General features: G+C 71.2%; 24 protein-coding genes and 2 pseudogenes. 15 read left to right on the forward strand and 11 right to left on the reverse strand.

The features are described from left to right. Window positions 1–34: 34 nt before the first annotated feature. Window positions 35–1,204, reverse strand: coding sequence for an amidohydrolase family protein (locus GWI24_RS15610; protein ID WP_210946556.1), 1,170 nt, complete (start codon window positions 1,202–1,204; stop codon window positions 35–37). A gap of 3 nt (window positions 1,205–1,207) precedes the next feature. Further along, entirely contained in the window at window positions 1,208–2,566 is a 1,359-nt protein-coding gene (locus GWI24_RS15615; protein ID WP_210946557.1) for a glutamine synthetase family protein, read from the reverse strand. A gap of 336 nt (window positions 2,567–2,902) precedes the next feature. Between GWI24_RS15615 and GWI24_RS15620 the strand changes: the two genes are divergently transcribed. From GWI24_RS15620 to GWI24_RS15630, 4 genes and pseudogenes are all read left to right on the forward strand, one after another. Further along, the gene (locus GWI24_RS15620) at window positions 2,903–3,091 is read left to right on the forward strand and encodes a hypothetical protein (protein ID WP_247616400.1); all 189 of its coding nucleotides are present in this window, start codon (window positions 2,903–2,905) and stop codon (window positions 3,089–3,091) included. A 61-nt stretch (window positions 3,092–3,152) separates the two neighbouring features. After that, window positions 3,153–3,344, forward strand: a pseudogene (locus GWI24_RS46830) (FAD-dependent oxidoreductase); the annotation flags it as partial. Window positions 3,345–3,523: 179 nt separating this feature from the next. Beyond that, complete coding sequence (locus GWI24_RS15625; RefSeq protein ID WP_210946558.1) at window positions 3,524–4,150, forward strand: FAD-binding oxidoreductase; 627 nt, start codon at window positions 3,524–3,526, stop codon at window positions 4,148–4,150. 135 nt (window positions 4,151–4,285) lie between these two features. Beyond that, complete coding sequence (locus tag GWI24_RS15630; protein WP_210946559.1) at window positions 4,286–5,431, forward strand: glycoside hydrolase family 105 protein; 1,146 nt, start codon at window positions 4,286–4,288, stop codon at window positions 5,429–5,431. Between the two features lie 85 nt (window positions 5,432–5,516). On the opposite strand, the gene GWI24_RS15635 is transcribed toward GWI24_RS15630, so the two are convergent. From GWI24_RS15635 to GWI24_RS15645, 3 genes and pseudogenes are all read right to left on the reverse strand, one after another. Further along, complete coding sequence (locus GWI24_RS15635) at window positions 5,517–6,599, reverse strand: sorbosone dehydrogenase family protein (RefSeq protein WP_210946560.1); 1,083 nt, start codon at window positions 6,597–6,599, stop codon at window positions 5,517–5,519. 11 nt (window positions 6,600–6,610) lie between these two features. Continuing rightward, on the reverse strand, window positions 6,611–6,901 hold the full coding sequence (locus GWI24_RS15640; RefSeq protein ID WP_247616401.1) for a hypothetical protein: 291 nt from the start codon (window positions 6,899–6,901) through the stop codon (window positions 6,611–6,613). Window positions 6,902–7,110: 209 nt separating this feature from the next. Next, window positions 7,111–8,331, reverse strand: a pseudogene (locus tag GWI24_RS15645) (glycoside hydrolase family 27 protein); the annotation flags it as partial. Window positions 8,332–8,610: 279 nt separating this feature from the next. Here GWI24_RS15645 and GWI24_RS15650 point away from each other — a divergent pair. The 7 genes from GWI24_RS15650 (at window position 8,611) to GWI24_RS15680 (ending at window position 15,225) form a co-directional block, all read left to right on the forward strand. After that, window positions 8,611–10,428, forward strand: coding sequence for a discoidin domain-containing protein (locus GWI24_RS15650; protein ID WP_210946562.1), 1,818 nt, complete (start codon window positions 8,611–8,613; stop codon window positions 10,426–10,428). A 61-nt stretch (window positions 10,429–10,489) separates the two neighbouring features. Further along, window positions 10,490–10,633: a pyrroloquinoline quinone precursor peptide PqqA gene (pqqA, locus tag GWI24_RS15655; RefSeq protein ID WP_044567954.1), complete on the forward strand. Its 144-nt coding sequence runs from the start codon at window positions 10,490–10,492 to the stop codon at window positions 10,631–10,633. Window positions 10,634–10,643: 10 nt separating this feature from the next. Further along, complete coding sequence (gene pqqB / locus GWI24_RS15660) at window positions 10,644–11,543, forward strand: pyrroloquinoline quinone biosynthesis protein PqqB (RefSeq protein WP_210946563.1); 900 nt, start codon at window positions 10,644–10,646, stop codon at window positions 11,541–11,543. After that, on the forward strand, window positions 11,540–12,271 hold the full coding sequence (gene pqqC / locus GWI24_RS15665) for a pyrroloquinoline-quinone synthase PqqC (protein ID WP_210946564.1): 732 nt from the start codon (window positions 11,540–11,542) through the stop codon (window positions 12,269–12,271). Before pqqB ends, pqqC begins: the two co-directional genes overlap by 4 nt. Next, window positions 12,268–12,552 (forward strand): pyrroloquinoline quinone biosynthesis peptide chaperone PqqD, encoded by a 285-nt coding sequence (gene pqqD, locus GWI24_RS15670; protein WP_210946565.1) that lies wholly within the window; start codon window positions 12,268–12,270, stop codon window positions 12,550–12,552. Before pqqC ends, pqqD begins: the two co-directional genes overlap by 4 nt. Next, window positions 12,549–13,655 (forward strand): pyrroloquinoline quinone biosynthesis protein PqqE, encoded by a 1,107-nt coding sequence (pqqE, locus tag GWI24_RS15675; RefSeq protein ID WP_210946566.1) that lies wholly within the window; start codon window positions 12,549–12,551, stop codon window positions 13,653–13,655. Before pqqD ends, pqqE begins: the two co-directional genes overlap by 4 nt. A 91-nt stretch (window positions 13,656–13,746) precedes the next feature. Next, on the forward strand, window positions 13,747–15,225 hold the full coding sequence (locus tag GWI24_RS15680; RefSeq protein WP_210946567.1) for an SDR family NAD(P)-dependent oxidoreductase: 1,479 nt from the start codon (window positions 13,747–13,749) through the stop codon (window positions 15,223–15,225). Between the two features lie 94 nt (window positions 15,226–15,319). Here the strand turns inward: GWI24_RS15680 and GWI24_RS15685 are convergent, their stop codons facing one another. Continuing rightward, window positions 15,320–16,582: a glycosyltransferase family 4 protein gene (locus GWI24_RS15685; RefSeq protein WP_210946568.1), complete on the reverse strand. Its 1,263-nt coding sequence runs from the start codon at window positions 16,580–16,582 to the stop codon at window positions 15,320–15,322. A gap of 175 nt (window positions 16,583–16,757) precedes the next feature. Between GWI24_RS15685 and GWI24_RS15690 the strand changes: the two genes are divergently transcribed. Together GWI24_RS15690 and GWI24_RS15695 are read left to right on the forward strand one after the other, a co-directional pair. Beyond that, the gene (locus GWI24_RS15690; protein WP_210946569.1) at window positions 16,758–17,462 is read left to right on the forward strand and encodes a response regulator transcription factor; all 705 of its coding nucleotides are present in this window, start codon (window positions 16,758–16,760) and stop codon (window positions 17,460–17,462) included. Then, on the forward strand, window positions 17,462–18,874 hold the full coding sequence (locus GWI24_RS15695; RefSeq protein ID WP_210946577.1) for a HAMP domain-containing sensor histidine kinase: 1,413 nt from the start codon (window positions 17,462–17,464) through the stop codon (window positions 18,872–18,874). The genes GWI24_RS15690 and GWI24_RS15695 overlap by 1 nt, the downstream gene beginning before the upstream one ends. Window positions 18,875–19,196: 322 nt before the next feature. Here the strand turns inward: GWI24_RS15695 and GWI24_RS15700 are convergent, their stop codons facing one another. Genes GWI24_RS15700 through GWI24_RS15710 form a run of 3 tightly spaced genes read right to left on the reverse strand, consistent with a single transcriptional unit; the run spans window position 19,197 to window position 21,168 of the window. Next, the gene (locus tag GWI24_RS15700) at window positions 19,197–20,015 is read right to left on the reverse strand and encodes an SAM-dependent methyltransferase (RefSeq protein ID WP_210946570.1); all 819 of its coding nucleotides are present in this window, start codon (window positions 20,013–20,015) and stop codon (window positions 19,197–19,199) included. Continuing rightward, a complete protein-coding gene (locus GWI24_RS15705) occupies window positions 20,012–20,308 on the reverse strand; it encodes a DUF397 domain-containing protein (protein ID WP_210946571.1) in 297 nt (98 codons plus the stop codon). Before GWI24_RS15705 ends, GWI24_RS15700 begins: the two co-directional genes overlap by 4 nt. Window positions 20,309–20,310: 2 nt before the next feature. After that, the gene (locus GWI24_RS15710; protein ID WP_210946572.1) at window positions 20,311–21,168 is read right to left on the reverse strand and encodes a helix-turn-helix transcriptional regulator; all 858 of its coding nucleotides are present in this window, start codon (window positions 21,166–21,168) and stop codon (window positions 20,311–20,313) included. Between the two features lie 226 nt (window positions 21,169–21,394). Between GWI24_RS15710 and GWI24_RS15715 the strand changes: the two genes are divergently transcribed. After that, entirely contained in the window at window positions 21,395–21,862 is a 468-nt protein-coding gene (locus tag GWI24_RS15715) for an ATP-binding protein (RefSeq protein ID WP_210946573.1), read from the forward strand. Between the two features lie 24 nt (window positions 21,863–21,886). On the opposite strand, the gene GWI24_RS15720 is transcribed toward GWI24_RS15715, so the two are convergent. Continuing rightward, window positions 21,887–23,227 carry an MFS transporter gene (locus GWI24_RS15720; RefSeq protein WP_210946574.1) on the reverse strand — a complete coding sequence of 447 codons (1,341 nt, stop codon included), beginning with the start codon at window positions 23,225–23,227 and terminating at the stop codon, window positions 21,887–21,889. A gap of 166 nt (window positions 23,228–23,393) precedes the next feature. Then, entirely contained in the window at window positions 23,394–23,729 is a 336-nt protein-coding gene (locus GWI24_RS15725) for a helix-turn-helix domain-containing protein (protein ID WP_210946575.1), read from the reverse strand. A 141-nt stretch (window positions 23,730–23,870) separates the two neighbouring features. On the opposite strand from GWI24_RS15725, the gene GWI24_RS15730 reads away from it, so the two are divergent. Next, a complete protein-coding gene (locus GWI24_RS15730; protein WP_210946576.1) occupies window positions 23,871–24,755 on the forward strand; it encodes an NAD(P)-dependent oxidoreductase in 885 nt (294 codons plus the stop codon). Window positions 24,756–24,760: the final 5 nt, after the last annotated feature.

Raw genomic sequence — 24,760 nt, forward strand, 5'->3', positions numbered from 1 at the left:
CAGGCCGTTCCGGTGAGGTGGAAACCGGAGGCGGCTACCCCGCGCGGGGGGCCGGGGTGCCCAGGCCGTAGACGCGGCGGGCGTTGTCCGCGCCCAGCAGCGCGGCCACCCGGCGGGCGTCGCGGCGCGACCAGGCGCCCTCCGCCACCCAGTGGGTCAGCAGCGCGGTCAGCGCCTCCCGGAAGAGCCGCGCCCCCACCACATACAGTTCGGGCAGACCGTAGGCGTCGGTCGAGAAGAGCACCTTGCCGAACGGGGCGAGCTCGAGCATCTCGGCGAGCACGGCCCCGGCCCGCGCCCCGGTGTGCGACAGGGCCAGCCCCACATCGGCGTACACATGCGGGAAGACGGCGGCCAGATAGGCGGCGCCGCGGTGGTACGGATAGCCGTGCAGCAGGATCAGTGTGCAGCCCGTGGGGCGCACGGCGCGGATGAAGTCGGTGAGGGCGAGCGGATCGCAGCGGTCCAGCCGCAGATCGGGATCGCCGAACCCGGTGTGCAGTTGCAGCGGCAGCCCGGTGTACGCCGCCGACCACAGCAGATGGCGCAGCAGCACGGGATCGCTGACCCGGGCGGCGGCGGTGCCGCCCTGGGCGCGCCGGGCGAGCCAGTGCTCGGCGGCGGTGTGGACGGCGCCGGGGCCCGGCGGATCGGGCTCGAAGTCCAGGCCGTAGCGGTAGGCGGCCACCGACTTGAAACCGGCCGCCGTGCGGGCCGCCTCCCGGATCCCGTCCGCCACCCCGGCCAGGAAGTCGTCGGCGGTCAGCGAGGTGTCGGCGATCCGCTCCGCCAGCTGCTCCAGCCGGACGATCTCATGGGCGGTGCCGCCCGCCGCGAGGGCCAGCTCCTGAGGGGTGGTCAGATTGCCCGGCAGCCCGGTGTCCACCAGGAACTCGCTGATCCCGGCGGCGCTCAGCAACCGCCTGGTCACCTCCCGCGCGCCCAGCTCGCGCCGCCGGGCGAGGTAGCGGGCGGGCGGGCAGTGCGGTTCGAGGTCCAGCAGCGGTGGACACCAGCGGCGCACCGCGAACCCCAGCTGGCTGTCGAAGAAGGTGGTGCCGAGCGCGGCGGGCGCGTCGGATTCGGTCAGGAACGCCTCGAATTCGGCCGAGCCCAGCTCGGAGCGGGCCACCCCATGGCAGTGGTGGTCCACCAGGGGCGGCAGCGGCGGCTCGGTCGGATCCGTCTGCTCGGCGGCCTCCATCGGTCAGTACCGCCTCCGGGTCGCGATGGCGATCTCGCGCGGGGACGACTTCTCGAACAGGGCGGACTCCGCCCGGCGCACCGCGGCGATGGACTCGAAGAGCGGATCGCCCAGCGCCTCGCGCAGCACGGTCGAGTCCTCGAAGTGCTCCAGCGCCGTCAGCAGCGAGGTGGGCAGCCGCCGCTCGCGGCCCTCGACCGCGGGGTCCCCGGAGACGGGTGGCGGCAGGGAGAGCCCGGAGTCCATCCCGCCGAGGCCCGCGGCGATGACCGCGCCCGCCACCAGATAGGGGTTGGCCGCCGGGTCGAAGGACTTGATCTCGGCGTTGGCCGCCCCCGGGTCGTCCGGTGCGCCGGTGATGAAGCGCACCGCCGCCTCCCGGTTCTCCAGGCCCCAGCACTGGTACGCCCCGGCCCAGCGGGAGGGTTCGAGCCGGAGGTAGCTCGCGGGGGTGGGGGCGCCGATGGCGAGCAGGGCGGGCAGCTCGCGCAGCACCCCGGCGAGGAACGCCTCGGCCGTCGCGGTCATGCCGTTGGGCCCGTCGCCGTCCCGGCACAGATTGCGGTCCCCCTGCCACAGGCTCAGATGCAGATGGGCGCCGTTGCCGACCCCGCCCGGGTCCACCACCGGGCCGAACATCGGGTTGAGCCCGGCGCGCCCGGAGCACGCCCGGATCGTCTCCCGCACCAGTACGGCGAGATCGGCGGCGCCGACCGGATCGGCGGGCGCCAGGGACACCTCGAACTGCCCGGGGGAGTACTCGGGGTGGAGCTGGTGCACCTCGGCCTGCTGCGCGTCCAGCGCGCCCAGCAGATCGGCGAGGTAGTCGGCGAGGTCGACCACCCGTGCCATGCCGTAGGCGGGGCCCGCGGTGGGGTACCGCGGCGGGTCCTGGTCCGGGTCGCCCGTGGTGACCACCCACTCGGTCTCGAACCCCATGCGCACGGTCAGCCCCCGCTCCCGCGCCCGCTCGGCCATCCGCCGGGCGAACAGCCGCTGGCAGACGGGGTGCGCCCGGCCCTGCTGGTCGTACCGGTCGACCGGGGCCCAGGCCCAGCCGGGCTGTGCGGCCAGCGGGGTGAGCCGGTCCAGGTCGGGGAGGAGCCGCAGATCCCCGTCCGGGCCGCCGACATGGCGGCTGGTGGTCATGGAGTCGTCCACGAGATAGACGTCGAAGACGGGGGACATCCCGACCCCGTGCCGCGCGGCCTGGGGCAGCCGCGCGGTGGGCACGGACTTCACCCGGGTCAGACCCGCGTTGTCCACCCACGTCAGCGCGATGGCCTGGATGCCGTTCGCGGTGAGCCGCTCGGCCTCCTGCCGAGCCCGTGCGTATGCCTGCTCGCGTTCCCCGGTCCCCATGGGCGCCTCCTCAGCCATGTCCTGTACGCCGAGACTATTGCCTGCGGACGTTCTTGTGGTGACGCATTGTCCCGATCGCATACGGGGTGTGACGGTGGCTTATGCCGGTCGGTGGTTGACACGACCGGCCGGGGCGTCGAGGCGGTCGGCCCGCCCGCCGAGGCGTCCGGTTTCGGCCACGTAGCGGAGACCGCCTACGTCACCTGGCCCCCTCCCGGAGGGTGTCGGTGAGGGAGCCACCGCCAACGGCTTCGCCACCGGCATCAGCCGGGTCGGCGCCGCCATCGGCACCTGGGGAGCGCCCGTCGTCCTCGACCACAGCACACCCGGCCGGCCATGCTCCTCGGCGCGGTGATCTGCGCCATCGGCTGGGGAACGTCGTACATCCTCGCCCCGGAGACCAGCGGGCTCACCCTCGCCGACGCCAGTGCGGCGGATACGGACCACAGCCCCCGTGAGCGGCCGTGTGCCGGCCGTGACACCTCCTCGACCACACCGTCCCCCGCGGTGAAGGAGCACTCATGACCTTTCCGGACACCCCGCCCTTCACGGTCACGATCGTCGGCGGCGGAGTCGTCGGCCTGGCCTGTGCCACTACCTCAGTGGCGCCGGGCTGCGGGTCACCGTCCTCGAACGCGACCGGCTGGGCGGCGGCGCGTCCCGCGGCAACGCCGGGGAGGTCTGCCCCGGCCTGGTCGAACCGCTGGCCGCCCCCGGTGTCATCGGCACGGCGCTGCGCGAGTACGCCGCCGAGGCGCTCGCCGCCTTCCGCCGGCTGGACGGCCCCCATCGTGCCCGGCGGTGTGCTGGAGGGGGCCCGCCTCGCGGAGGCGGAGCCCTCGCTCACCGAGGGCGAGCGGGCGGGATTCGTGGTGGAGCGTCAGTGGTCCCTGGACCCCTCGCTCTTCGTGGACCGGCTCGCCGAGCGGCCGCGGAGCGACGGGGTGGAGCGACGGGGTGGAGCTGGTCGAGGGCGCGCGTGTCTCATCCATCGTGGACCGCTCCGGCCGGACCGAGGTCCGGACCTCGGCGGGCACCTTCCGCGCCGACACGGTGGTCATCGCGGCGGGCATCGGCTCGCGGGAGCTGGTGCGGGGGCTCGGCAAGGACATCGACCTGGTGGCGGGCAAGGGGCACAGCTTCTCGGTGGCGGCCGAGCCGCCGCCCTCCCGCCTGGTCCACCTCGGCGGGGCCAAGGTGGTGCTCACGCCGATGGGCAAGCGGGTCCGGGTCGCCGGGACGATGGAGTTCGAGCGCGACGCCGACCGGTTCCGGCAGCGGCGCATCGAGGCCATCGTCGCGGCCGCGCGCCCGTATCTGCGCCATGCCGACTGGGACGACCGCCAGGAGGAGTGGGTGGGGCCGCGGCCCATGACCCCCGACGGGCTGCCGCTGATCGGCCCGGTGCCGGGCCATCCCCGGGTGCTGCTGGCCACCGGCCACAACATGCTCGCGCCCGCCACCGGCCGGCTGGTGGCCGGACTGCTGACGGGGACGGCGGATCCTAGGCTTTCCTCCACTTTTGCACCGGTACGGAGTGTTCGTCGCTACTCTTGGCGTGTACGCGACACCCGTCGTGAGTGAGCCGAAGGGGCGCGTCGCTGTCGAAAGGGAGTCGCGCACAGGGAGCGAGGAACGAGCGACCGAGCACGTCGACCGTCGACAGCGACATAGGCGCCCCGGAGGCGAACCGAGCGCTAAAGAAAAGGGGAGCTTGCAGTGGTCAGTCGCAGAACCCTGCTCACGAGCACACTGGGCATCACCGGCGGCCTTCTCCTCCCGACGGCGGGCGCCGGCGCGGCGCCCGCCGACTGGTCCCGGGCGGTGGTGGACTCCACCATCGCCCGCTACCCCGACCCCGCGTCGCTCGGCGGCTGGGGGTACACCCGGGGGCTGTTCCTGCTCGGCGCCTACCGCGTCTACCAGCGGGTCAAGGAACCCTCGTACCTGGCGTACATCAAGCGCTGGGTGGACACCTTCGTCGACGCCGACGGCCATATGGACCGGACCTTCGACAACCTCGACGCGATGCAGTCCGGCAATCTGCTGCTGATCCTCCACCAGGAGACCGGCGACGCCCGCTACCGGACCGCCGCCGACCAGATCCGGGACCGGATCACCACCTATCCGCGCACCGCCGACGGCGGGATGTGGCACGCCACCGGCAAGACCAACGAGCTGTGGGGCGACGGTGTCTTCATGGCCCAGCCCTTCCTGCTGCGCTACGGCATCGCCTACGGCGACCAGCGTTACGCGTACGAGGAAGTCACCAGGAACCTCTCGGTGTACTTCCGCCACCTCAAGGCGGCCAACGGGCTGATCTACCACGCCTATGACGCCGACGGCGACGCCCCCTGGAAGCCCGACCCCACCACCGGCACCTCCGCCCACTTCTGGGCACGGGCCATCGGCTGGACCGCGATGACCCATGTCGAGGTGCTGGAGCTGCTCCCCGCGAACCATCCGCGCCGCGCCGAACTGCTGGGCAATGTACGGCACTTGGCGAAGGGCTTCATGCGCTATCAGGACCCGGCCACCGGCCGCTGGTTCCAGGTCGTCGACAAGGCGAGCGACCCCGGCAACTGGACCGAGACCTCCGCCTCCAGCATGTACACCCTGATGCTGCACGCCGCCCTGGAACACGGCTGGATCAGCGGCGGCGGCTACGCGGCGGCGGCCCGCAGGGGTTATCAGGGCGTGCTGAAGAAGGTGTCGGTCGGCTCCGACGGGCTGACGAACATCACCGACATCAGCGAGGGCACCAACGTCGGGGACCTGGCCTACTACCTCGGCCGCAAGCGCAACACGAACGACCTCCACGGTCTGGGCGCCTTCCTGCTGATGAACGAGCGGCTCGCGCACTGACACCGGCACAGGGACGTACGGGCTGACGGACGTACGGGCGCGGTCCCGCGGACCGCGCCCGTACCTACCCGCGCCCGCGGACGCGCTACTTCAACTCGACCTGGAACACCTTGTCCGCGCCGTCCGGCTCCCCGCCGTTGTTGTCCGCGTTCGTCGTGGACAGCCACAGCGTGTTCTTGCCCGGCACGGTCTCCACGGTGCGCAGCCGCCCGTAGGAGCTGGTGTAGTACGCCTTCGGGGTGCCCGCGCTCGTGCCGTCCACCGGGATCCGCCACAGCCGCTCACCGCGCAGCGCCGCCAGGTACATCGCGCCGTCGGCGTAGGTGACCCCGCTGGGCGAGGCGTCGCCGGTCGGCCACTGGCGCTTGGGGCTGGTCATCCCCGAGGTGGAGCAGTTGCCCTCGCAGATCGGCCAGCCGTAGTTCTTGCCCGGCTCGATGAGGTTGAGCTCGTCGTACTTGCTGTTGCCGAACTCGGCCTCCCACAGCCGGCCCTGCGGGTCCCAGGTGATGCCCTGCGGATTGCGGTGGCCGTAGGAGTAGACGAGCGTGCCGAACGGATTGCCCGGGGCGGGCTTGCCGTCCGTGGTCATCCGCAGGATCTTCCCGTTGAGGGAGTTCTTGTCCTGGGCGAGATCGGGTGTCTGCGCCTCCCCGGTGGTGGCGTAGAGATAGCCGTCCGGCCCGAACTTGAGGCGTCCGCCGTTGTGGTACTTGTTCTTCTTGATGCCGGTGACGATCGCCTTGTAGCCGCCGAGCGAGGAGCCGTCGTAGGTCATCCGGGCGATGCGGTTGCCGTCGGACGCGGTGTGCATCAGGTAGATGGCGTGGTCGGTGCTCCAGTTCGGGGAGACCGCGATGCCCAGCAGCCCGCCCTCACCGTCCGTGGTCACCACATTGGGCACCGTGCCGACCTGCGTCCTGGTGCCCGACTGGGTGAGCTTGTAGAGCTTGAAGGAATCGCGCTCGGTGATCAGCGCCGAGCCGTCGGGCAGCCAGCTGAGCCCCCAGGGGATGGTCCAGCCGGACGAGACGGTCTTGATGTCCGAGGGGGCCGAGTCGGCCGCCGAGGTCGCGGCGCTGCCGGTGCCGGTCTGGGTGAGCAGCAGCCCTGCGGCGAGTGCGGTGGTGGCGGCCGCGGCCACCAGGGTGTTCCGATAGCTCTTCATCGCGCGCCCTCCTACTGGAGCTTGTATGCCTTGAAGTTCCGGGTGAGCAGGTACGTGGTCTGGAGGCCGGTGCTGTTCAGGCTCCGGTAGATGCCCGACTTGGGCCGCAGATAGTTCTTGCCGCGCCACAGGTCCAGGCCGGTGCGCTTGTACGAGGCGACTTGTCTGCCGTCGGTGGTCACCGACCAGTCGGCGTACGCGCCCGAGTCGGCCGCCTTGACCTCGACCGACACATCGCTCCACTTGCCCTGGAGCGGCTTCATGCCGGCGGCCCCGGCCTCGGTGAGGATGCGGGGCTCCACTTCAGGCTCCAGGACGCGGCCGGCGCCCGCGGGGACCGCTCGGCACCGTAGGCGACCGCGGCCGGGGCGATCAGCGCCCGTCGCCGCGAGAGCGAGGGTGGTGCGCGGTAAGAGCGGTGAACGCTCCATCAAGGATTCTCCTGTCTGATCCTTGTTCACATGGGGGGACTGTAAGGAAGGGTTCCTAACGCGTCAACAGGTCAGCCACGGGAGACCCGGTAGACGACCGTGCCGTGCGCGGGCACCGAGGCGCTGATCGAGCCGCTCGTGGTGGAGGTGGCCTTCGACCACAGGTCCTTCAGGCGGTACGAGGACGAGCCGCCGAGGCCGATCGCGCTCGCCGTCGTCGAGATCGTCTTGCTGGACGAGTTCTCGTTGAGCAGCGCCACCGCGCGGTCGCCGTTCGCCAGTTGCTTGGTGTACACGGTCTTCCCGCCGCTGGAGGAGACGATGGTGGCCTGCTTGCCCAGAGTGTCCTGGTCGAGCGCGATGATGTCGGTGTTCTTCAGGATCGACTGGGTGGTCGCGGAGGCGTTCCGGATGTCGCTGCCGATCAGCAGCGGCGCCGCCATCATCGCCCACAGGCTGAAGTGGGTGCGGTACTCGGTGGCCGTCATCCCGCCGTTGCCGACCTCCAGCATGTCGGGGTCGTTCCAGTGGCCGGGGCCCGCGTACTGCGCCAGGTCGTCGTTGATGTGCAGCTTGTCGATCATGCTGGACCACTTGTCGCTGATGTCGCCGGTGGTGCGCCAGGAGTTGCCGACCGGCTCGCCCCAGGTCCACACCTTGGGAGTGGTCTGGCCCCATTCGCACAGCGAGTAGAGGATCGGGCGGCCGGTGGCGGCGAGCGCGTCGCGCATGGCCTTGTAGCGCTTCTGGGCATCGACGCCCTGGTTGTTGCAGTTGTCGTACTTGAGGTAGTCCACGCCCCAGGAGGCGAACTGCTTGGCGTCCTGCTTCTCGTGGTCCAGTCCGCCCGGGAAGCCGTTCGCCGCGTTGCAGGTCTTGGTGCCGGCGCTGGTGTAGATCCCGAACTTCAGCCCCTTGGCGTGCACATAGTCCGCGACGGCCTTGATGCCGTTCGGGAAGCGGGTGCGGTTGGGCACCAGATTGCCGCTCGCGTCCCGGCTGGGCTCGGCCCAGCAGTCGTCGATGTTGACGTAGGTGTAGCCCACGTCCTTGAGGCCGAGCGAGATGAACGCGTCGGCGACGCCTTTGACCATGGACTCGTTGAACGAGGCGTCGCAGTGCGTGGCGTTCCAGTTGTTGAAGCCCATCGGGGGCGTACGGGCCAGGCCGTTGTCCAGTGCGACGGCCTGCGGCGCCGCGGTGGTGAGACTCACGGTGAGGGCGCCGGCGGCGACCGTGGTGGCCGCGGTGACGGCCGCGAGGCAGGAGCGAAGACTGCGTGATCGGGTGGATCTTTGCATGATCATCTCCTTTGAACGCGGACAGTGCATCGCGGAAGGTAGGAGGTGTGGCGCGATGAGTCAAGGAATGGTGTGGACCAACGGGGTGGTGGCGTAGGCGGCGGTCGACGAAAAATGGCCAACTGCCAGCGGATTCCGCTTGTTTCTTGGCATCGCACAGGGAATATACAGCTGGAGAGATCGGAGGATTTTTGACGCACGCTTATTGACCGGACCGCAACAGCCGGTGACCCTGCAACAGAACGGCACATGACCGTACGCCCCCGAGAAGGAGCCCTCATGCGCCGCAGATCGCGCCGCCGCCTCGGCGCCTGGCCGGCCGCCGTGCTGTCGGCCGTCGTCACCCTCGCCCTCACCGGTCCCACCCCGGCGCGGGCCGAAGTCATCAACCCCCGGCAGCAGTGGCTGCGCCAGTCCCAGGCGGGTCTCTTCCTGCACTGGGGCATGCGCACCTCGCCCGGCTACACCAGCTGCTCCGCCTGGGAGAAGGCGGTCACCGACGGTGGCTGGGACGCCGGCTACTGGGTGGCCGAGGCCAAGAAGCTGCACGCCTCCTTCCACAGCCGTCTGGGCTATGCGCGGGCCTGGCCGTCCGCCATCCCCGGAAGCTGCTCCACCAAGCGGGACTTCCTCGGCGAGCTGATCGACGCGGCGAGCGCCCAGGGGCTGAAGGTCATGCTCTACATGACCGACGATCCGCAGTGGCATGCCGAGGGTGGCCACGAATGGCTCGACTCGGCGGCCTACTCGGCCTACAAGGGCCATGACGTCGACCTGACCACGCGCGACGGCTTCGGCGAGTACTCCTACGACAACTTCGTGGAAGTGATGCGGAAGTACCCCAAGCTGTCCGGGTTCTGGATAGACAACGACAACGACTACTGGATCGTCCACGGGCTCTACGAGAAGATCCGCGCCGACCGTCCCGGCTGGCTGCTGAGCAACAACAACGAAGACACGCCGATCATGGACACGGTCAGCAATGAGCAGAAGACCGGGATGACCCCGGCCTATGACTACCCCCAGGCCATCTGGACCCCGCAGCCCCGGCTCACCGAGGCCTGCTTCAAGCTGCCCAGCAGCGGGGCCTGGTGGTACAGCGGCACCGATTCGGCGGTGGACCACGGGCTCACCCTCGGCCGGCTGATCAGCGACTCCGGATCCTCCGTCAAATCCCTGATGGCCGAGACCGCCCAGGTGAACGGGCGCTTCCCCAGCAAACAGGAAGCGTTCAACAACTACGCCAAGACCTATCTCGACAAAATCCGGGGATCGCTGGGCGGCACCGAGGGCGGTGGCTACTCCTACGGCGGGCTCCAGCCCGGCGCCTGGAACGACGGCGCCCACGGGGTGACCACGGTGAGCACGACCGACCCCGACCGCCACTTCGTCCACGTCCTCACCCGGCCCTCGGGCTCGACGCTGACCGTGAGGGACAACGGCTACAAGGCGACCGGCGTCACCGACTACCGCACCGGTAAGAAGCTGACCTTCCGCCAGAGCGACGGCCGGATCACCATCTCCGGCATCACCGACTGGGATCCGTACGACACCGTCCTCGCGGTCCGCACCGACGGCCGCCAGGGCATCGTTCCGCCCGGTTCCCTCACCGCGAGCGCCAGTGTCTCCGCGAGCGGCCACCCCGCCGCCGCCGTACTCGACGGCGATCCGCGGACGTACTGGGACAATGACACCACCCTGCCCGCCTCGGTCACCCTCGATCTGCGGTCCGCCAAGAGCATCCGCTATCTGGCCGTGAACCAGCGGGAGTGGTCGGTCTCCTACGCCCGCTCCGACACCGAGCAGTCCGCCCGCATCCGCGACTACCAGGTGCACGTCTCCGACAACGGACGCGACTGGGGCAGCCCGGTCGCCTCCGGAACACTGCCCAGCGCCCGCGGTGTGCGGTTCATCGACATCCCCGCCACCACCAAGCGCTATGTCCGGCTCACGGTGAACAGCACCTGGGCCGCGGCCACCGACACCAAGCACTATCGCAAGCTGCTGCTGGACGAGGTGCGCATCGGATCCGCCTACCCCGGGAGCGGCCGTACCACCACCGACGGCGGGGCACCGCGGATCCGGACCGCCCGCTGACGGCCCGTCCGCCGCGTCCCGTTGATTCATCCCCCACTCAGATGGAAGGCAGGTCGAAGCCATGAACGACACCACACCGCGCACGGCACCCGAGGCGGCGGACCGCACCCGTACGGAGGCCGGCGAGACCGCCTGGCAGACGCCCGACTACGTGGTCGTGGAGACCGCGCTGGAGGTCACCGCCTACTCGCTGAACGCCCGCTGAGATCCCCGCCATGCGCGTGCGCGTGCTCGGCACCGCGGCGGGTGGCGGCGTACCCCAGTGGAACTGCGCGTGCCCCGGATGCTCCGGGGCACGCGCCCACCCGGGGTGGCGCCGCCGCCATGCCTCGCTCGCCGTCCAGGCCGACGAAGACCGCTGGTATCTGGTCAACGCCACCCCCGACCTCGGCGACCAGGTCGAGGACTGCCCTGAACTCCACCCCGGGCCCGAACCGCGCCGGACCCCGCTGGCCGGGGTGATCCTCACCGACGCCGAACTCGACCACACCCTCGGCATCGCCCGGCTGCGCGAGGCGGACGGCATCGAGATCGTGGCCACCGACCCGGTGCGGCACGCCCTGCTGACCGGGCTCCACCTGGGCGAGGTCCTCACCCCCTACGCCCGGCTGGACTGGCGCCCCCTCGGCCCCGGGGACCGGCCGCTCGCCGAGGGCTCGCCCCTCGCCGTCGGCGCCGTCCCCGTCTCCGCCAAACGCCCCCGCTACGCGGCCGGACGGGGCGCCCCGGACGACGACGCCTGGGTGGTCGCCCTGCGGCTGACCGACCGCGCCACCGGCCGCTCCCTCCTCTACGCCCCCGCGCTCGCCGCCTGGCCCGGCACCTTCCAGCGTGCCGCCGAAGAGGCCGACTGCGTGATCGTCGACGGCACCTTCTGGTCCGATGACGAGCCCCTCACCAGCGGCTTCGGCTCGCGTACCGCCACCGCCATGGGCCATCTGCCGATCGACGGACCGGACGGCACGGCGTACCGGCTGGCCGCACTCGAAGCACGCACCCTGTACACCCACCTCAACAACACCAACCCCCTCAACGACCCGGCCGCGCCCCAGCACTCGGGCTTGGCGAGGCTGGGCGTCGAGGTGGCCGCCGACGGGATGGTGATCGACCTGTGAGCACCCCACGGACACGGCTCGAGGAGCGGTTGCGCGCGGTCGCGCAGGAGCGCTACCACGACCGCCACCCCTTCAACGTACGGATGCACGCGGGCGAGCTCACCCCCGCCGAACTGCGCCGCTGGATCCTCAACCGCTTCCACTACCAGCGCCACATCCCCGTCAAGGACGCGCTGATCACCGCCAAGCTCGACACCTCACGGCTGCGCCGGATGTGGCTGCGGCGCATTCAGGACCACGACGGCGCCACCGAGGGCGAGGGCGGTATCGAGCGGTGGCTGCGGCTCGGCGAGGCCGCCGGCCTGGACCGGGACCGGCTGCTGTCGGGTGCTGAGGTGGTGCCCGGGGTGCGGCTCGCGGTCGACGGCTATGTCAACTTCTGCCGGCTGCGCGACCCGCTGGAAGCCGTCGCGGCCTCGCTCACCGAGCTGTCCGCGCCCGGCATCATGCTCACCCGGATCGACGCCTTCGAGCGGTACTACCCCTGGATCGAGCGCGAGGGCCTGGCCTACTTCCGCAACCGGGTCGACCAGGGGCGCCGGGACAGCACCGAGGCCCTCGACCTGGTCCTGACCTGGGCGCGGACCCCCGAGGACGAGGACCGGGCGGTGGCGGCGCTCGCCTTCAAATGCGATGTGCTGTGGTCGCTGCTGGACGCGGTCGACCACGCCGACACCAAGGACGGCCCGGGGACCGACATCAAGGACGGCCCGGGGGAGGGGACATGACCGGACCCGGCACCCGACCCGCCCCGGCTGGATGGCGGCCCGCGCTGGCCCCCGCCGTGAGCCTGCGCCACGATCGGGTGCGGGACGCCGATCTGCTGGTGCTGCCCGAGCGGGTGGTGGTGCTGCGTGGCAGCGCCGCGAAGATCCTGCGGCTGTGCGACGGCGACCGGGACCTCGACTCCATCGTGGCGGAACTTCGGAGCCGCTTCCCCGGCGCGCCCGTCGCCGAGGACGTGCCCGCCTTCCTCGACCGGATGCGTACCCAAGGCTGGGTCCGATGACCGCCGCGCCCCGCCCGTGGGCCCTGCTCGCCGAGCTCACCCACGGCTGCCCGCTGCACTGCCCCTACTGCTCCAATCCGCTGGAGCTGGTCCGCCGCTCCCGTGAGCTGTCCACCGCCGAGTGGACGGAGGTGATGTGCCAGGCGGGGGAGTTGGGCGTGGTGCACACCCATCTCTCCGGCGGGGAACCCCTGTTGCGCGGCGATCTCGCCGAGATCGTCACCGCCGCCGAGTCCGCCGGGATCTACACCCAGCTCGTCACCAGCGGGGTGGGTCTGGACAGTTCACGGCTTGCCACGCTGACCGCCGCCGGGCTGCGCAGCGTCCAGCTGTCCCTGCAACACGCCGACCCGGCCGCCTCCGACCGGATCGCCGGGCACCGCTCGTACGCCGCCAAGGAACGGGCCGCCGCCCTGGTGCGCGCGGCCGGACTGCCGCTCGGGATCAACGTCGTCCTGCACCGCGACAACCTCGACGCGCTCGACGCCATCATCCGGCGCGGCCTGGACTGGGGCGCCGACCGGATCGAGCTGGCCAACACCCAGTTCTACGGCTGGGCGCTGCGCAACCGCGAGGCCCTGCTGCCCACCCGCGACCAGCTCGCCCGGGCACGGGACACGGTCCAGTGGTGGCGGGACCGGCTGGGCGGCGCCACCGACCTGGTGTGGGTCGTGCCCGACTACTTCGACGGCGTGGCCAAGCCCTGTATGGGCGGCTGGGGCGCGGTCTCGCTGACCGTCGCGCCCGACGGCACCGTGCTGCCCTGCCCCGCCGCCGCGAGCCTGCCGGACCTGGACCCGCCCAACGTCCGCGACCACCTCCTGGAGTGGATCTGGGACCACTCGGGCGCCTTCAACCGCTACCGGGGCGAGGAGTGGATGCGCGAGCCGTGCCGCGGCTGCTCCCGCCGCGCGGAGGACTTCGGCGGCTGCCGATGCCAGGCGTACGCCCTGACCGGCGACGCGGCCCGCACCGATCCCGCCTGTGCGCTCTCCCCGGACCACGGTGTGGTCCGCGCGCTGACCACGGACCCCGGGCACCCGGCCGGAGCGGGCACCCCGGCGCCGACCGGCGGCTACGCGTACCGCAAGCCGGGAGGGTGAGGCCGGACGCGGTTTGGCGCATACGCCCCCGCTTCCGTAAAGTTTCGCCGTTGTCCAGGGGAACAGGCGAACCAAGAAAGCGGCAGCGGCGATGACGGTGACTGACGAAGGCCGGGCCGAGCGTGCCCCGGCCGAGGGGCCGGGCATCGACCCGGAGCGGCTGGCGACCTGTCTGAGCGTCCTCGCGGAACTCGACCGGCTGCCGGTCGACCACCCCGACGCGATCATGGTCCGCCGGGCCACCTCCGGGATCTACCGCAGTGTGAAGCAGCGCCGGCGCCAGGAGCGGCGGGCCGCGAAGACCGCGAACGACAAGGCCGTGACCGAGGCCACCGCCACCGGTGCCGCCGACCGGATCGACGACGAGACGCTGGGCCGCGCGCTCACCAGCTCCGTCAGCACGGAGATCGCGGGCATCCTGGAGCGCCCCCGCTCCTGCTACGTCTGCAAGACCCGGTATGTCGAGGTCGACGCCTTCTACCACCAGCTGTGCCGCGACTGCGCCGCCGAGAACCGGGCCCGCCGCGACGCCCGCACCGATCTCACCGGGCGCCGTGCCCTGCTCACCGGCGGCCGGGCGAAGATCGGCATGTATATCGCGCTGCGGCTGCTGCGCGACGGCGCGCACACCACCGTCACCACCCGCTTCCCGGTCGACGCCATCCGCCGCTTCAAGGCCATGCCGGACAGCGGGGAGTGGCTGCACCGGCTCAAGGTCGTCGGCATCGATCTGCGCGACCCCGCCCAGGTGATCGCGCTGGCCGACGCGGTGAGCGCCGCGGGCCCGCTGGACATACTGATCAACAACGCCGCCCAGACCGTCCGCCGCACCCCGCAGGCGTACGCGGAGCTGATAGCGGGCGAGTCCGCGCCGCTCCCTGCCGGAGAGCTCCCGGAGTCCGTGGTCCTCGGCGCCTTCGGCAGCGGCGCCCAGGCGGCCCTGCCGGCGCCCCGCGCGCCACGGGACGGCGCCCTCACCCCGCAGGACCTCACCGCCCTCGCCCTTAGCCCCGGCTCCGCCTCACCGGCCCGGATCGAGGCCGGGACCGCGATCGACGCGGGCGGGCTGGTGCCGGACCTGGACCCGAGCAACACCTGGGTGCAGCGGGTCGGCGAGGTGGACCCGGTCGAGATGCTCGAGGTCCAGCTGTGCAATGAGACGGCGCCGTTCATCCTGGTGAGCCGGTTGCGCCCGGCGATGGCCGCCTCGCCCGCCCGGCGCAAGTACGTGGTCAACGTCTCCGCGATGGAGGGCAAGTTCGGCCGGGGCTACAAGGGCGCGGGCCATCCGCACACCAATATGGCCAAGGCCGCGCTGAACATGCTGACCCGCACCAGCGCACGCGAGATGTTCGAGTCCGACGCCATCCTGATGACGAGCGTCGACACCGGATGGATCACCGACGAGCGCCCGCACCCGGACAAGATGCGGCTGGCGGCCGAGGGCTTCCACGCCCCCCTCGACCTGGTGGACGGCGCGGCGCGGGTCTACGACCCGATCGTCCGGGGCGAGCATGGCGAGGACCTCTTCGGCTGCTTCCTGAAGGACTACGCCCCGACGTCCTGGTAACGACGGGGCACCGCCGGACGGAGAGGCCGACAGGGCACCGCCGGACGGAGGGGCGCGCACATCCGCGCCCCGCTCGCCGCGGTCCGGCCCGGCGTCACGCGCTCGCCTTGCGGCCCGCCGCCGGGGTGCGGCGGCCGGGCGAGAAGCCGAAGCGGCGGGCCAGCCGCCGCAGGCGGGCGCGGGCGGCGGTCCGGTAGCGCTCCCAGAGGCGGGCGAACCGGCTCGCGCGCAGCTCCTCGAAGAGCTGGTCATAGCGCCGGGCGATCGGCTCCGGGTCATAGATCCGGGAGCTCTCCAGGGCGGCCGCGCCCATCGCCCGCCGGGCCGGGGCGTCGCCCATCAGCTCCATCAGGGCGCTCGCCAGCGCGTGCTTGTCCCCGGTGGGGACGAGCCGTCCGGTGACCCCGTCCTTGATGATCTCGGCGGGGCCGAGCGGGCAGTCGGTGCTCACCACCGGCACCCCACAGCGCATGGCCTCCACGATCGTCATCCCGAACGACTCGGCGTCCGAGGCGACCGCGACCAGCGACGCCTTGGCGAACTCCGCCTCGATGGGGGAGCGGGACCCCATCAGCTCCGCGGTCCCGGACAGGCCCAGCCGCTCGATGCGCTCCGCGAGCCGTTCCTTCTCCGCGCCCCCGCCGTAGATCCGCAGCCGCCAGGCCGGGAACTTCGCCGAGACCTCCGCGAAGGCGTCGATCAGCAGGTCGAAGCGCTTGCCGCGGACCAGCCGCCCGGCCGCCGCGATCACCGGCTCGGTGCCCTCGCAGGGGGCGACATCGGGCTCGGGAACGCTGTTGGGTATCGCCAGGGTCCGCACCCCCGGCATCGGCATCTTCTTGCGGTAGACCGCGGCGTCCGCCTCCGTCGTGGTGACCACGGCGTCCAGCGCCCGGTAGAACGGGGCCAGCTCCGCCCGCAGCTTCTTGCTGTGCGCCTCGTACCGCAGATGCTCCTGGGCGATGCGCAGTGCGCGACGCGGGGCGAAGCGGGAGATGTAGACGTTCACCCCCGGCCGGGTGCCGACGATCACATCGGCGTCGCAGCCGCGCAGATACTCCGCCGCCCGCGTGTCGATCAGGCGGTTGTACTGGTGGTTCCGCTTCTCGGCGGCCGGAAAGTCCCGGCTGGCCTCGAAGAACAGCGGGTCCTTCGCGTCCGCGCTCTCCGGACGCGTGTCCACCAGGGGGACCAGCCGCACCCGCGGGTCGAGGGCGAAACGCGGCGTCTCGCGATGCCGCATCATCGAGACGATCTCGACCTCGTGGCGGTCGGCGAGCGCCGTCGCGAGGTTCATGGTCGTCCGGATCGTTCCGCCGATCCCGTAGGCGTTGTGCAGCAGGAATGCGATCTTCATGCGGTATTTTCTCCGGCCGGGTGCGTCCCCGGGGCGAGTTTCCCCCGGAAGCTGGTCGACACCTTGCCGAGGCCCGGTAAGCCCACCGCGTGAAGAAGGTGAGAGCGGGGTAAGAAGCCCCGCTCAGGACCCCCGCCCGCCGCGGGCACTGCCGTGGCCTTGGCAGACTCGGGGTGTGACCAACACCGTGCTGCTCGCCGAGGACGACCGTGCCATCCGCCAGGCCCTGGAACGCGCCCTGACCCTGGAGGGGTACCGCGTCACCGCCGTGCCCGACGGGATAGAGGCGCTGGCGGCCATCCACCGCGAGCGCCCGGACGTGGTCGTGCTGGACGTGATGATGCCGGGCGTGGACGGGCTCCAGGTGTGCCGGGTGCTGCGCGCCGAGGGCGACCGCACCCCCATCCTCATGCTCACCGCGCGGGTTGAGACCGCCGACCGGATCGAGGGGCTGGACGCCGGCGCGGACGACTATGTGGCCAAGCCCTTCGAGATCGAGGAGGTCTTCGCCCGGCTGCGCGCGCTGCTGCGCCGCGCCGCCCCCGCCGAACCGGCCGCGCCGGAGGACACCGCCATCGACGGGGTGCTGGAGGTCGCCGATCTGCGCCTGGACTCCTCGGCCCGGCGGGTCTGGCGCGGCGGTACGGAGCTGGAGCTGACCCGCACCGAATTCGACCTGCTGGAGCTGCTGGCCCGCAACGCGGGCATCGTCCTGGACCACACCACCATCTACGCCCGCATCTGGGGCTACGACTTCGGCCCCGGCTCGAAGAACCTCGCCGTCTACATCGGCTATCTGCGCCGCAAGGTCGATCCGGAGGGGCGCACCCCGCTGATCCACACGGTGCGCGGGGTCGGATACAGCCTGCGGGAGGAGTGATCGTGCGGCTCCCCCCACTCCGCCGTGGCCGGCCCAGTCTGCGGACCACTTTCGCGCTGTCGTTCTCGGCGGCGGCCACCGTGGTCACCCTCCTGGTCGGCGGGCTCAGCTATGACGCGGCGGCCGGGCTGGTGCGGGTGGACCAGCAGTCGGCGTTCGACGACGTCATCCGCGATCTGCGCAGCCAGGTCCGCAGCGAGAAGGTGATCCTGCGGCAGTACCCCTCGGAGGCCGTCGTGCCCGTCCCGTACGACCTGCGGGACGATCTGCGCCGGATCAGCCGGATGGACGTCCAGGTGATCAACGGCCGGGGCACGGTCTACGACGCGGGCAAGCCCCCGCTTCCGGTGGTCGACGACGACCGGACGACCGCCGCCTCCCGCACCCCGGGCACCGTCGTACGGCGCGAGATCGGCATCGGCGGGGAGCAGTACCGGATGGCCACGGTCGCCGTGGGCGACGCCACCGGCGCGATCCAGGTGGCCCAGCAGATCAGCGACACCGAGGACCTGCTGCAAGAGCTCCAGAAGCGCACCGCGCTGTTCGTGATCGCCGTCATCCTGGCCGCCGGGCTGGCCGGCTGGTGGCTGGCCGGGCGGATCACCCGGCGGCTGGTGCGGCTGACCCGGGTCGCCGAGAGCGTGGCCGCCACCGGCCGGATGGAGGTGGCGGTGCCGGTCGCCGGGGACGACGAGGTGGGCCGCCTCGGGCGGGCCTTCGACGGCATGCTCGGACAGCTCGCGCGCTCCAAGGACGACCAGCGGCGGCTGGTCCAGGACGCCGGGCACGAACTGCGCACCCCGCTCACCTCGCTGCGCACCAACATCTCCCTGCTGCGCCGCTTCGAGGAGCTGCCGGGGCCCGCGCGCGAGGATCTGCTGGCGGACCTGGCGGGGGAGACCCGGGAGCTGACCGACCTCGTCAACGAGCTGGTGGACCTGGCGGCCGGGCAGCGGGACGACGAACCCCGTACCGAGGTCTCGCTGGAGGAGGTGGCCACGACCGCCGTGACCCTCGCCCGGCGCCGGACCGGCCGGGAGATCACCATACGGGCCGAGGGCGACACCCGGCTGACGGGCCACCCGGCCACCCTGCAGCGCGCGGTCTCCAATCTGGTGGAGAACGCCGCCAAGTTCGACCAGGGCGGCACCGAGCCCGTCGAGGTGATGATCAGCGGCCGCCGGGTGGAGGTCCTCGACCGGGGCCCGGGCATCGCCGAGGAGGACCGCGAGCGGGTCTTCGACCGCTTCTACCGCGCGCCCGGCGCCCGCAGCCTGCCCGGTTCGGGGCTGGGCCTGGCCATCGTGCGCGAGGTCGCCCTCGCACACGGCGGCACCGTCTTCGCCCGGCCGCGCCCGGGCGGGGGCGCGATACTGGGCTTCACGGTCGGCGACGACACCGAGGCGCCGTGACACCACGCCGCGAAGCCCCGGCCGTCATGCGTGCCGCCGCCGCTACGGGGTGTCCGGCGGATCACGCGGCGGAGCCGCGTATCGATGCTTTCCCCTCCCCGCCCCTTCCCGCTACCAAGGGCTTCGCCCCTGGACCCCGGGGGCCGATGAGCCGACCGTCGTCGCCGTGGACACCTGCACCGGCGCGCTGATCACCATCGGCACGCCGACGCAGCGGATGGCCGGGCCGACGCCCGCGCACATCCGGGTCGTCCGACTCGGGGTCTGGGGCAGAGCTCCGGTTGCGGGAAGGGGCGGGGAGGGGAGTAGCCCGCCGCGGGCGTCACGGCTTGCGGGCCACTCCCGCCCACATGTTGATGTCCGCGCTGCGGATGTCCTCCGGCCGGTCCTCGGGGTCCGGATTCCAGTGGTGGGGCTCCGACACACCCGGGTCGACCAGCTCCAGACCGTCGAAGAAGGCCCCGACCTCGCTCTGGGAGCGGGTGGTGAAGGAGATCCCGCTCTCCTTGTAGACCCGGATGACGTTCCGCCAGGTCTCCTCGGAGAAGTCATGCGTGGAGTGGGTCAGCATCAGATAGCTGCCCGGGGCCAGCGGCGCCATCAGCTCGCGGATGATCTCGTACGGCTTGTCCTCCTCCGGAATGAAGTGGAAGAGGGCGTTCACGGAGATCGCCACCGGCTGGTCCAGGTCCAGCGTCTCATGCAGCTCGGGGGCGCTCATGATCCGCTGGGGATCGCGCACATCCGACTGCACATAGGCCGTACGGCCCTCGGGGGTGCCGACGAGCAGCGCCTGGGCGTAGGCCAGCACGATGGGGTCGTAGTCGGTGTAGACCACCCGGGCCTCCGGGGTGACCGCCTGGGCCACCTGGTGGAGGTTGGGCTCGGTGGGTATGCCGGTGCCTATGTCGAGGAACTGCCGGACCCCGGCCTCCCGGGCCAGCCAGCGGGTGGCGCGGTGGATGAAGGCACGGTTGACGGTGGCGTTGAGCCGGACGGTCGGATAGACCTCCAGCACGCGCCCGGCGGCCTCCGCGTCGACCTCGTAGTGGTCCTTGCCGTTGAGGTAGAAGTCGTACATCCGAGCCGGGTGCGGCTTGGTGGTGTCGATCTGGTCAGGGGCGAGCCCGTTGTCGGTCACGCGGCCCTCCGTTCCGGTGCGGTACCCGCCGAGGTGGTCAGGTTTTCTGGGCGTGTGAGCAGGAAGTCCGCGGCGCCGGCCTTGGCACCCTGGATGAACTTCTCGATTTCGTGGTGGGTGTAGATCAGGGCGGGGCCGTCCGGATCGGTCGACTGACGCAGGGCCACCCGCCCGTCGTTCAGCCGCATGACCTCCAGGCACGCACCGCCGTTGGGGCCGCTCCAGGGCTTGGCCCAGCCTTCGGTTCCCAGCTGTTTGGCGGGCATGCCGTTGTACACATGTACCTGATCCACAGTCAGAGCTCCTTGCGAATCCCACGGAGAAAGTTCTCCGTCCGCCGCGCCGGTGTGGCCTGGGTGCCCATGCGGTCCAGAGCCTCCAGATAGGCGACCACATCGGAACGTTGGTCGAGATAGCCGGCGCCGGTCAGGCCCTCGGCATAGACGATGTCCGGCAGTTCCGGGATCTGGAACCGGAAGAGCTGGAAGGGTCCGCCCATGCCCGGGTGAGGGCCGGCGGAGAACGGCACCACCTGAAGGGTGATGTTCGGTCTTTGCACCGCCTCGATCAGACGGTCGACCTGGGCGCGCATCACCGCGGGACCGCCGATGGACAGACGGAGCACCGTCTCGTCCATCACGACCCACAGATGCGGTGCGTCCGGGCGGCTGAGCAGCTCCTGGCGCTCCATCCGCAGCGCCACGCGACGCTCGAGCTCCCGGTCGGACCCCTGCGGGAAGCCGATGGAGAGCAGCGCGCGGGCGTAGTCCTCGGTCTGCAGCAGTCCGGGTACGAAGTGCGGCTCATAGGCGCGGATCCGGCTGGCCGCGCCCTCGAGGCTCACATAGAGGCTGAACCAGTCCGGCAGCACATCGCGGAACCGGTGCCACCAGCCGGGCCGGTTGGCCTCCTCGGCGAGTGCGAGGAAGGAGTCGATCTCGTGCTGCTCGGCGCCGTAGGTCTGCAGCAGCTTCTCGACGTAGGGGAGTTTCAGGCCGACTTCGGCCTTCTCCATCCTGCGCACCGTGGTCTGGTTGACGTGCAGCGCCCTGGCAGCCAGGTCGTAACTGACGCCGGCTTTTTCGCGGAGGTCCCTCAGCCGCATGCCGAGGACCATCTGCCCGACGGTCGGGGCAGATCGCGCTTCACCCACGTCGTACCTCCTGGGACGGTCTTGTCAGGATCAGTGTGCCACGTACGAGGTGAGGACAACAGAGTGCTCTGGCTATTCTGCATTTTGCAGATCGCGCCTTGCCAACTGATGCTTGCAGCAACGATAGTGACGGGTGTGACCAGTCCAACGTGGCTGCTGTGTCGCGCACTTGCGGCATTCACGTACGGCATTCACGCCCCCCACAGGTAGGACGGACGGAAGGCACATGGCCGTGGCATTGCGTCAGCGCTCGACGATGGCCCACCACCCGAGCTCCGGGAGCGTTGACTCCGCCCTCCGTCAGGAGAGGTTCCAGCTGCCCGCCAGAGGCGCCTCGGTCGCGGTCGCCCGGCACCGGGTGCGGTCCCAGGCGCCGGAGTGGGGCTTTGCGGAGGATGTCTGCGAGGCCGCGGAACTGGTGATGTCCGAGCTGTTCACCAATGCCCTGGTGCACACCGGGAGCGAGCAGATCCTCTGTGTACTGCGCGCCCATGAGCGGCGGATGCTCTATGTCGAGGTCGCCGACCAGGGCGGCGGACCGGCCGTCCCCACGCCGCGGGAGGCCGGTCTTGAGGATGAGTGCGGACGCGGACTCGCGCTGGTCCGCGCCCTGGCCGACGCGTGGGGGGACCGGCCGGGCGTGAACGGCGGACGGGTGGTCTGGGCCCAGATGAGCGTGACCACCGGCCGCTGACGCCGGGACCGGCCCCTCGGTCCGTCACACCGCCGTCGTCCGCCGCTTCCCCGGGGCGGCCGGGTCGTCGGCGCGGCCCCGGGAGAGGGCGGCGTCCCGGGTCTCCCGCATGGTGAGGTAGACGACGAGCGAGACCGCGGCACACGCCGAGACGTACCAGTAGTACCCGGACTCCACACCGCCCTTCTTGAACCACAGCGCCACATACTCGGCCGTTCCGCCGAACAGCGCGTTGGCCAGCGCGTACGGCAGGGCCACCCCGAGCGCCCGGACATGGGTGGGGAACAGCTCGGCCTTCACCACGGCGTTGATCGAGGTGTAGCCGGTGACGATGACCAGCGCCGCGAGCGAGAGCAGCAGCGCCCCGGCGAAGCTGTCGGCGTGCGAGAGCGCGGTCATGATGGGGACGGTGCAGAGCATCGAGCCGATGCCGAAGGTGATCAGCAGCGGACGGCGCCCGATCCGGTCCGAGAGCGATCCGGCCAGCGGCTGCAACAACATGAACAGGAACAGGGCACAGAAGCTCACCAGCGAGGCGTCGGACTTGCTCATCCCGGCCGTGTTCGACAGGTACTTGGTGAGATAGGTGGTGTACGTGTAGTACGCGACGGTGCCGCCCATGGTCAGCGCGATGACCAGCGCCGCCTCCTTGCGGTGGCGCAGCAGTTCGGCGATCGTCCCCCGCTCCTGCTCCTGGTGGTCCTCCTCCTCGGTGTAGACCTCGGTCTCCAGCAGATTGCGCCGCAGCCAGAAGACCACGGCCGCGCCCACGGCGCCGACGACGAACGGAATGCGCCAGCCGTAGGAGTGCAGCGCGTCATCGGACATGGTGTGCTGCAGCAGGATCTGCAGACCGAGGCCGATCAGCTGACCCGCCGTCATCGACACATACTGGAAGCTGGAGACGAAGCCGCGGCCACCGGGCCGGGACGCCTCGGTGAGATAGGTGGCGCTGGCCGCGTACTCACCGCCCACCGACAGGCCCTGCAGCAGCCGTGCCACCAGCAGCACGAACGCGCCGAAGTAGCCGACCTGGTCATAGGTCGGGGCGATGGCGATGAGCAGCGCGCTGGCCGACATCAGCGTCACCGTCAGGGTGAGCGCCGCCTTGCGGCCGCGCCGGTCGGCGAACCGGCCCAGCAGCCAGCCGCCGACGGGACGCATGAAGAAGCCCACCGCGAAGATCCCGGCGGTGTTGAGGAGCTGCGCCGTGTCGTTGCCCTTGGGGAAGAAGGCTCCGGCGAAGTAGGTGGCGAAACTGGCGTAGACGAACCAGTCGTACCACTCGACGAGATTTCCGATCGAGCCGCCGAACACGGCTCGCCAGGGAGTGCGTGGTTGGCTCCGGGGAGCGCTGTCGGTCACGGGGCCTCCAAGTGAGCGGGGTGAACTCCACACCCCTACCCCGCGGAGGGCCGGTTGGAAAAGAGTTTCCGCGGTGGGGTCGTGACCCGGGCGGAGCCGCCGCCCCGGCCGGACGGCATACGGCCCGCCGCCGGATGGCATACGGCCCGCCCATCCGGCCCGGAAGTCAGCCCTGCCCCGCCTCCTCCAGTGCCGCCATCCGTCGCTTGCCCCACGCGCCCAGCGGACCCAGCGCCGTATTCAGCTCGTCGCCCAGCTCGGTCAGCGAATACTCCACCTTCGGCGGCTTCACGTCGTAGATCTCCCGGTGGACGATTCCGTCCGCCTCCAACTCCCTCAGATGCTGCGTCAGCACCTTCTCGCTCACGCCCGGAACCAGCCGCCGCAATTCCCCGAAGCGACACCGCTGGTGATTGAGCGCCCAGATGATCAGGACTTTCCACTTTCCGTCGATCACATCCACGGCCGCGTCCAGACCGCAGACGTAAGGCTGCTTGCCCAAAGCCCCGCCCGCCCCCACTGACCTCAAGGTAAGTACGCACTATTTAGTGCGTACTTGCCCAGACTACCGCCGGGGAACGAGCCTGTGATCGGCGCGCCGAACCCTACGACCAAGCGGTATCGAACCCCTGGAGCAACCGAAATGAGCGAAACCCCCGTGACGGTGCTGGGCCTCGGCGACATGGGCACCGCCCTGGCCCGCGCCCTTCTGCGGGCCGGGCACCGGACGACGGTGTGGAACCGTACGGCCGCCAAGGCCGAGGCGCTCGCCACCGAGGGCGCGCTGACCGCCGCCACGGCCGGCGAGGCCGTCGCGGCGAGCCCCCTGGTGGTGGTCTGCCTGCTCGACTACGACTCCGTACGGCAGGTGCTGGCCCCCCTCGGGGACGCCGTGTCCGGCAAGGCCGTCGTCAACCTCACCAACGGCACTCCGCGGCAGGCCCGTGAGCTGGACGCGTGGGCGGCCGGACACGGTGCCCAGTACCTCGACGGCGGCATCATGGCCGTCCCGCCGATGATCGGCACACCCGCCGCCTTCCTCCTCTACAGCGGCTCGCCCGCCGCCTTCGCGGACCACCGGGCCGTGCTGGACCTCTTCGGCGAGAGCCACCACCTCGGCGAGGACCCCGGCCGTGCCCCGCTGTACGACATCGCCTTGCTCAGCGCGATGTACGGGATGTTCTCGGGCGTGCTGCACGCCTACGCCCTCGTACGGTCCGACGGTGTGGCGGCGGCCGATGTCGCCCCGCTGGTGGGGCGCTGGCTGACCGCCATGTCCGGGGCGGTGGACGGCTACGCGCGGCAGATCGACTCCGGTGACCACGCCACCGGGGTGGTCTCCAACCTCGAAATGCAGTCGGCCGCGTTCGTCAACTTCACCGGCTCCGCACGGGACCAGGGCATCAGCCCCGAACTGATCGCCCCGATCGGCCACCTCATGGCCCGCCGGGTCGCCGGCGGCCATGGCCATGAGGGCCTCTCGGGGCTGGTGGAACTGCTCGGCGGGGGGCGGCCTGGCGCGGCCTAGGCGTG

The sequence above is a fragment of the Streptomyces sp. MK37H genome (genome assembly GCF_018035285.1).
GTDB lineage: Bacteria > Actinomycetota > Actinomycetes > Streptomycetales > Streptomycetaceae > Streptomyces > Streptomyces endocoffeicus.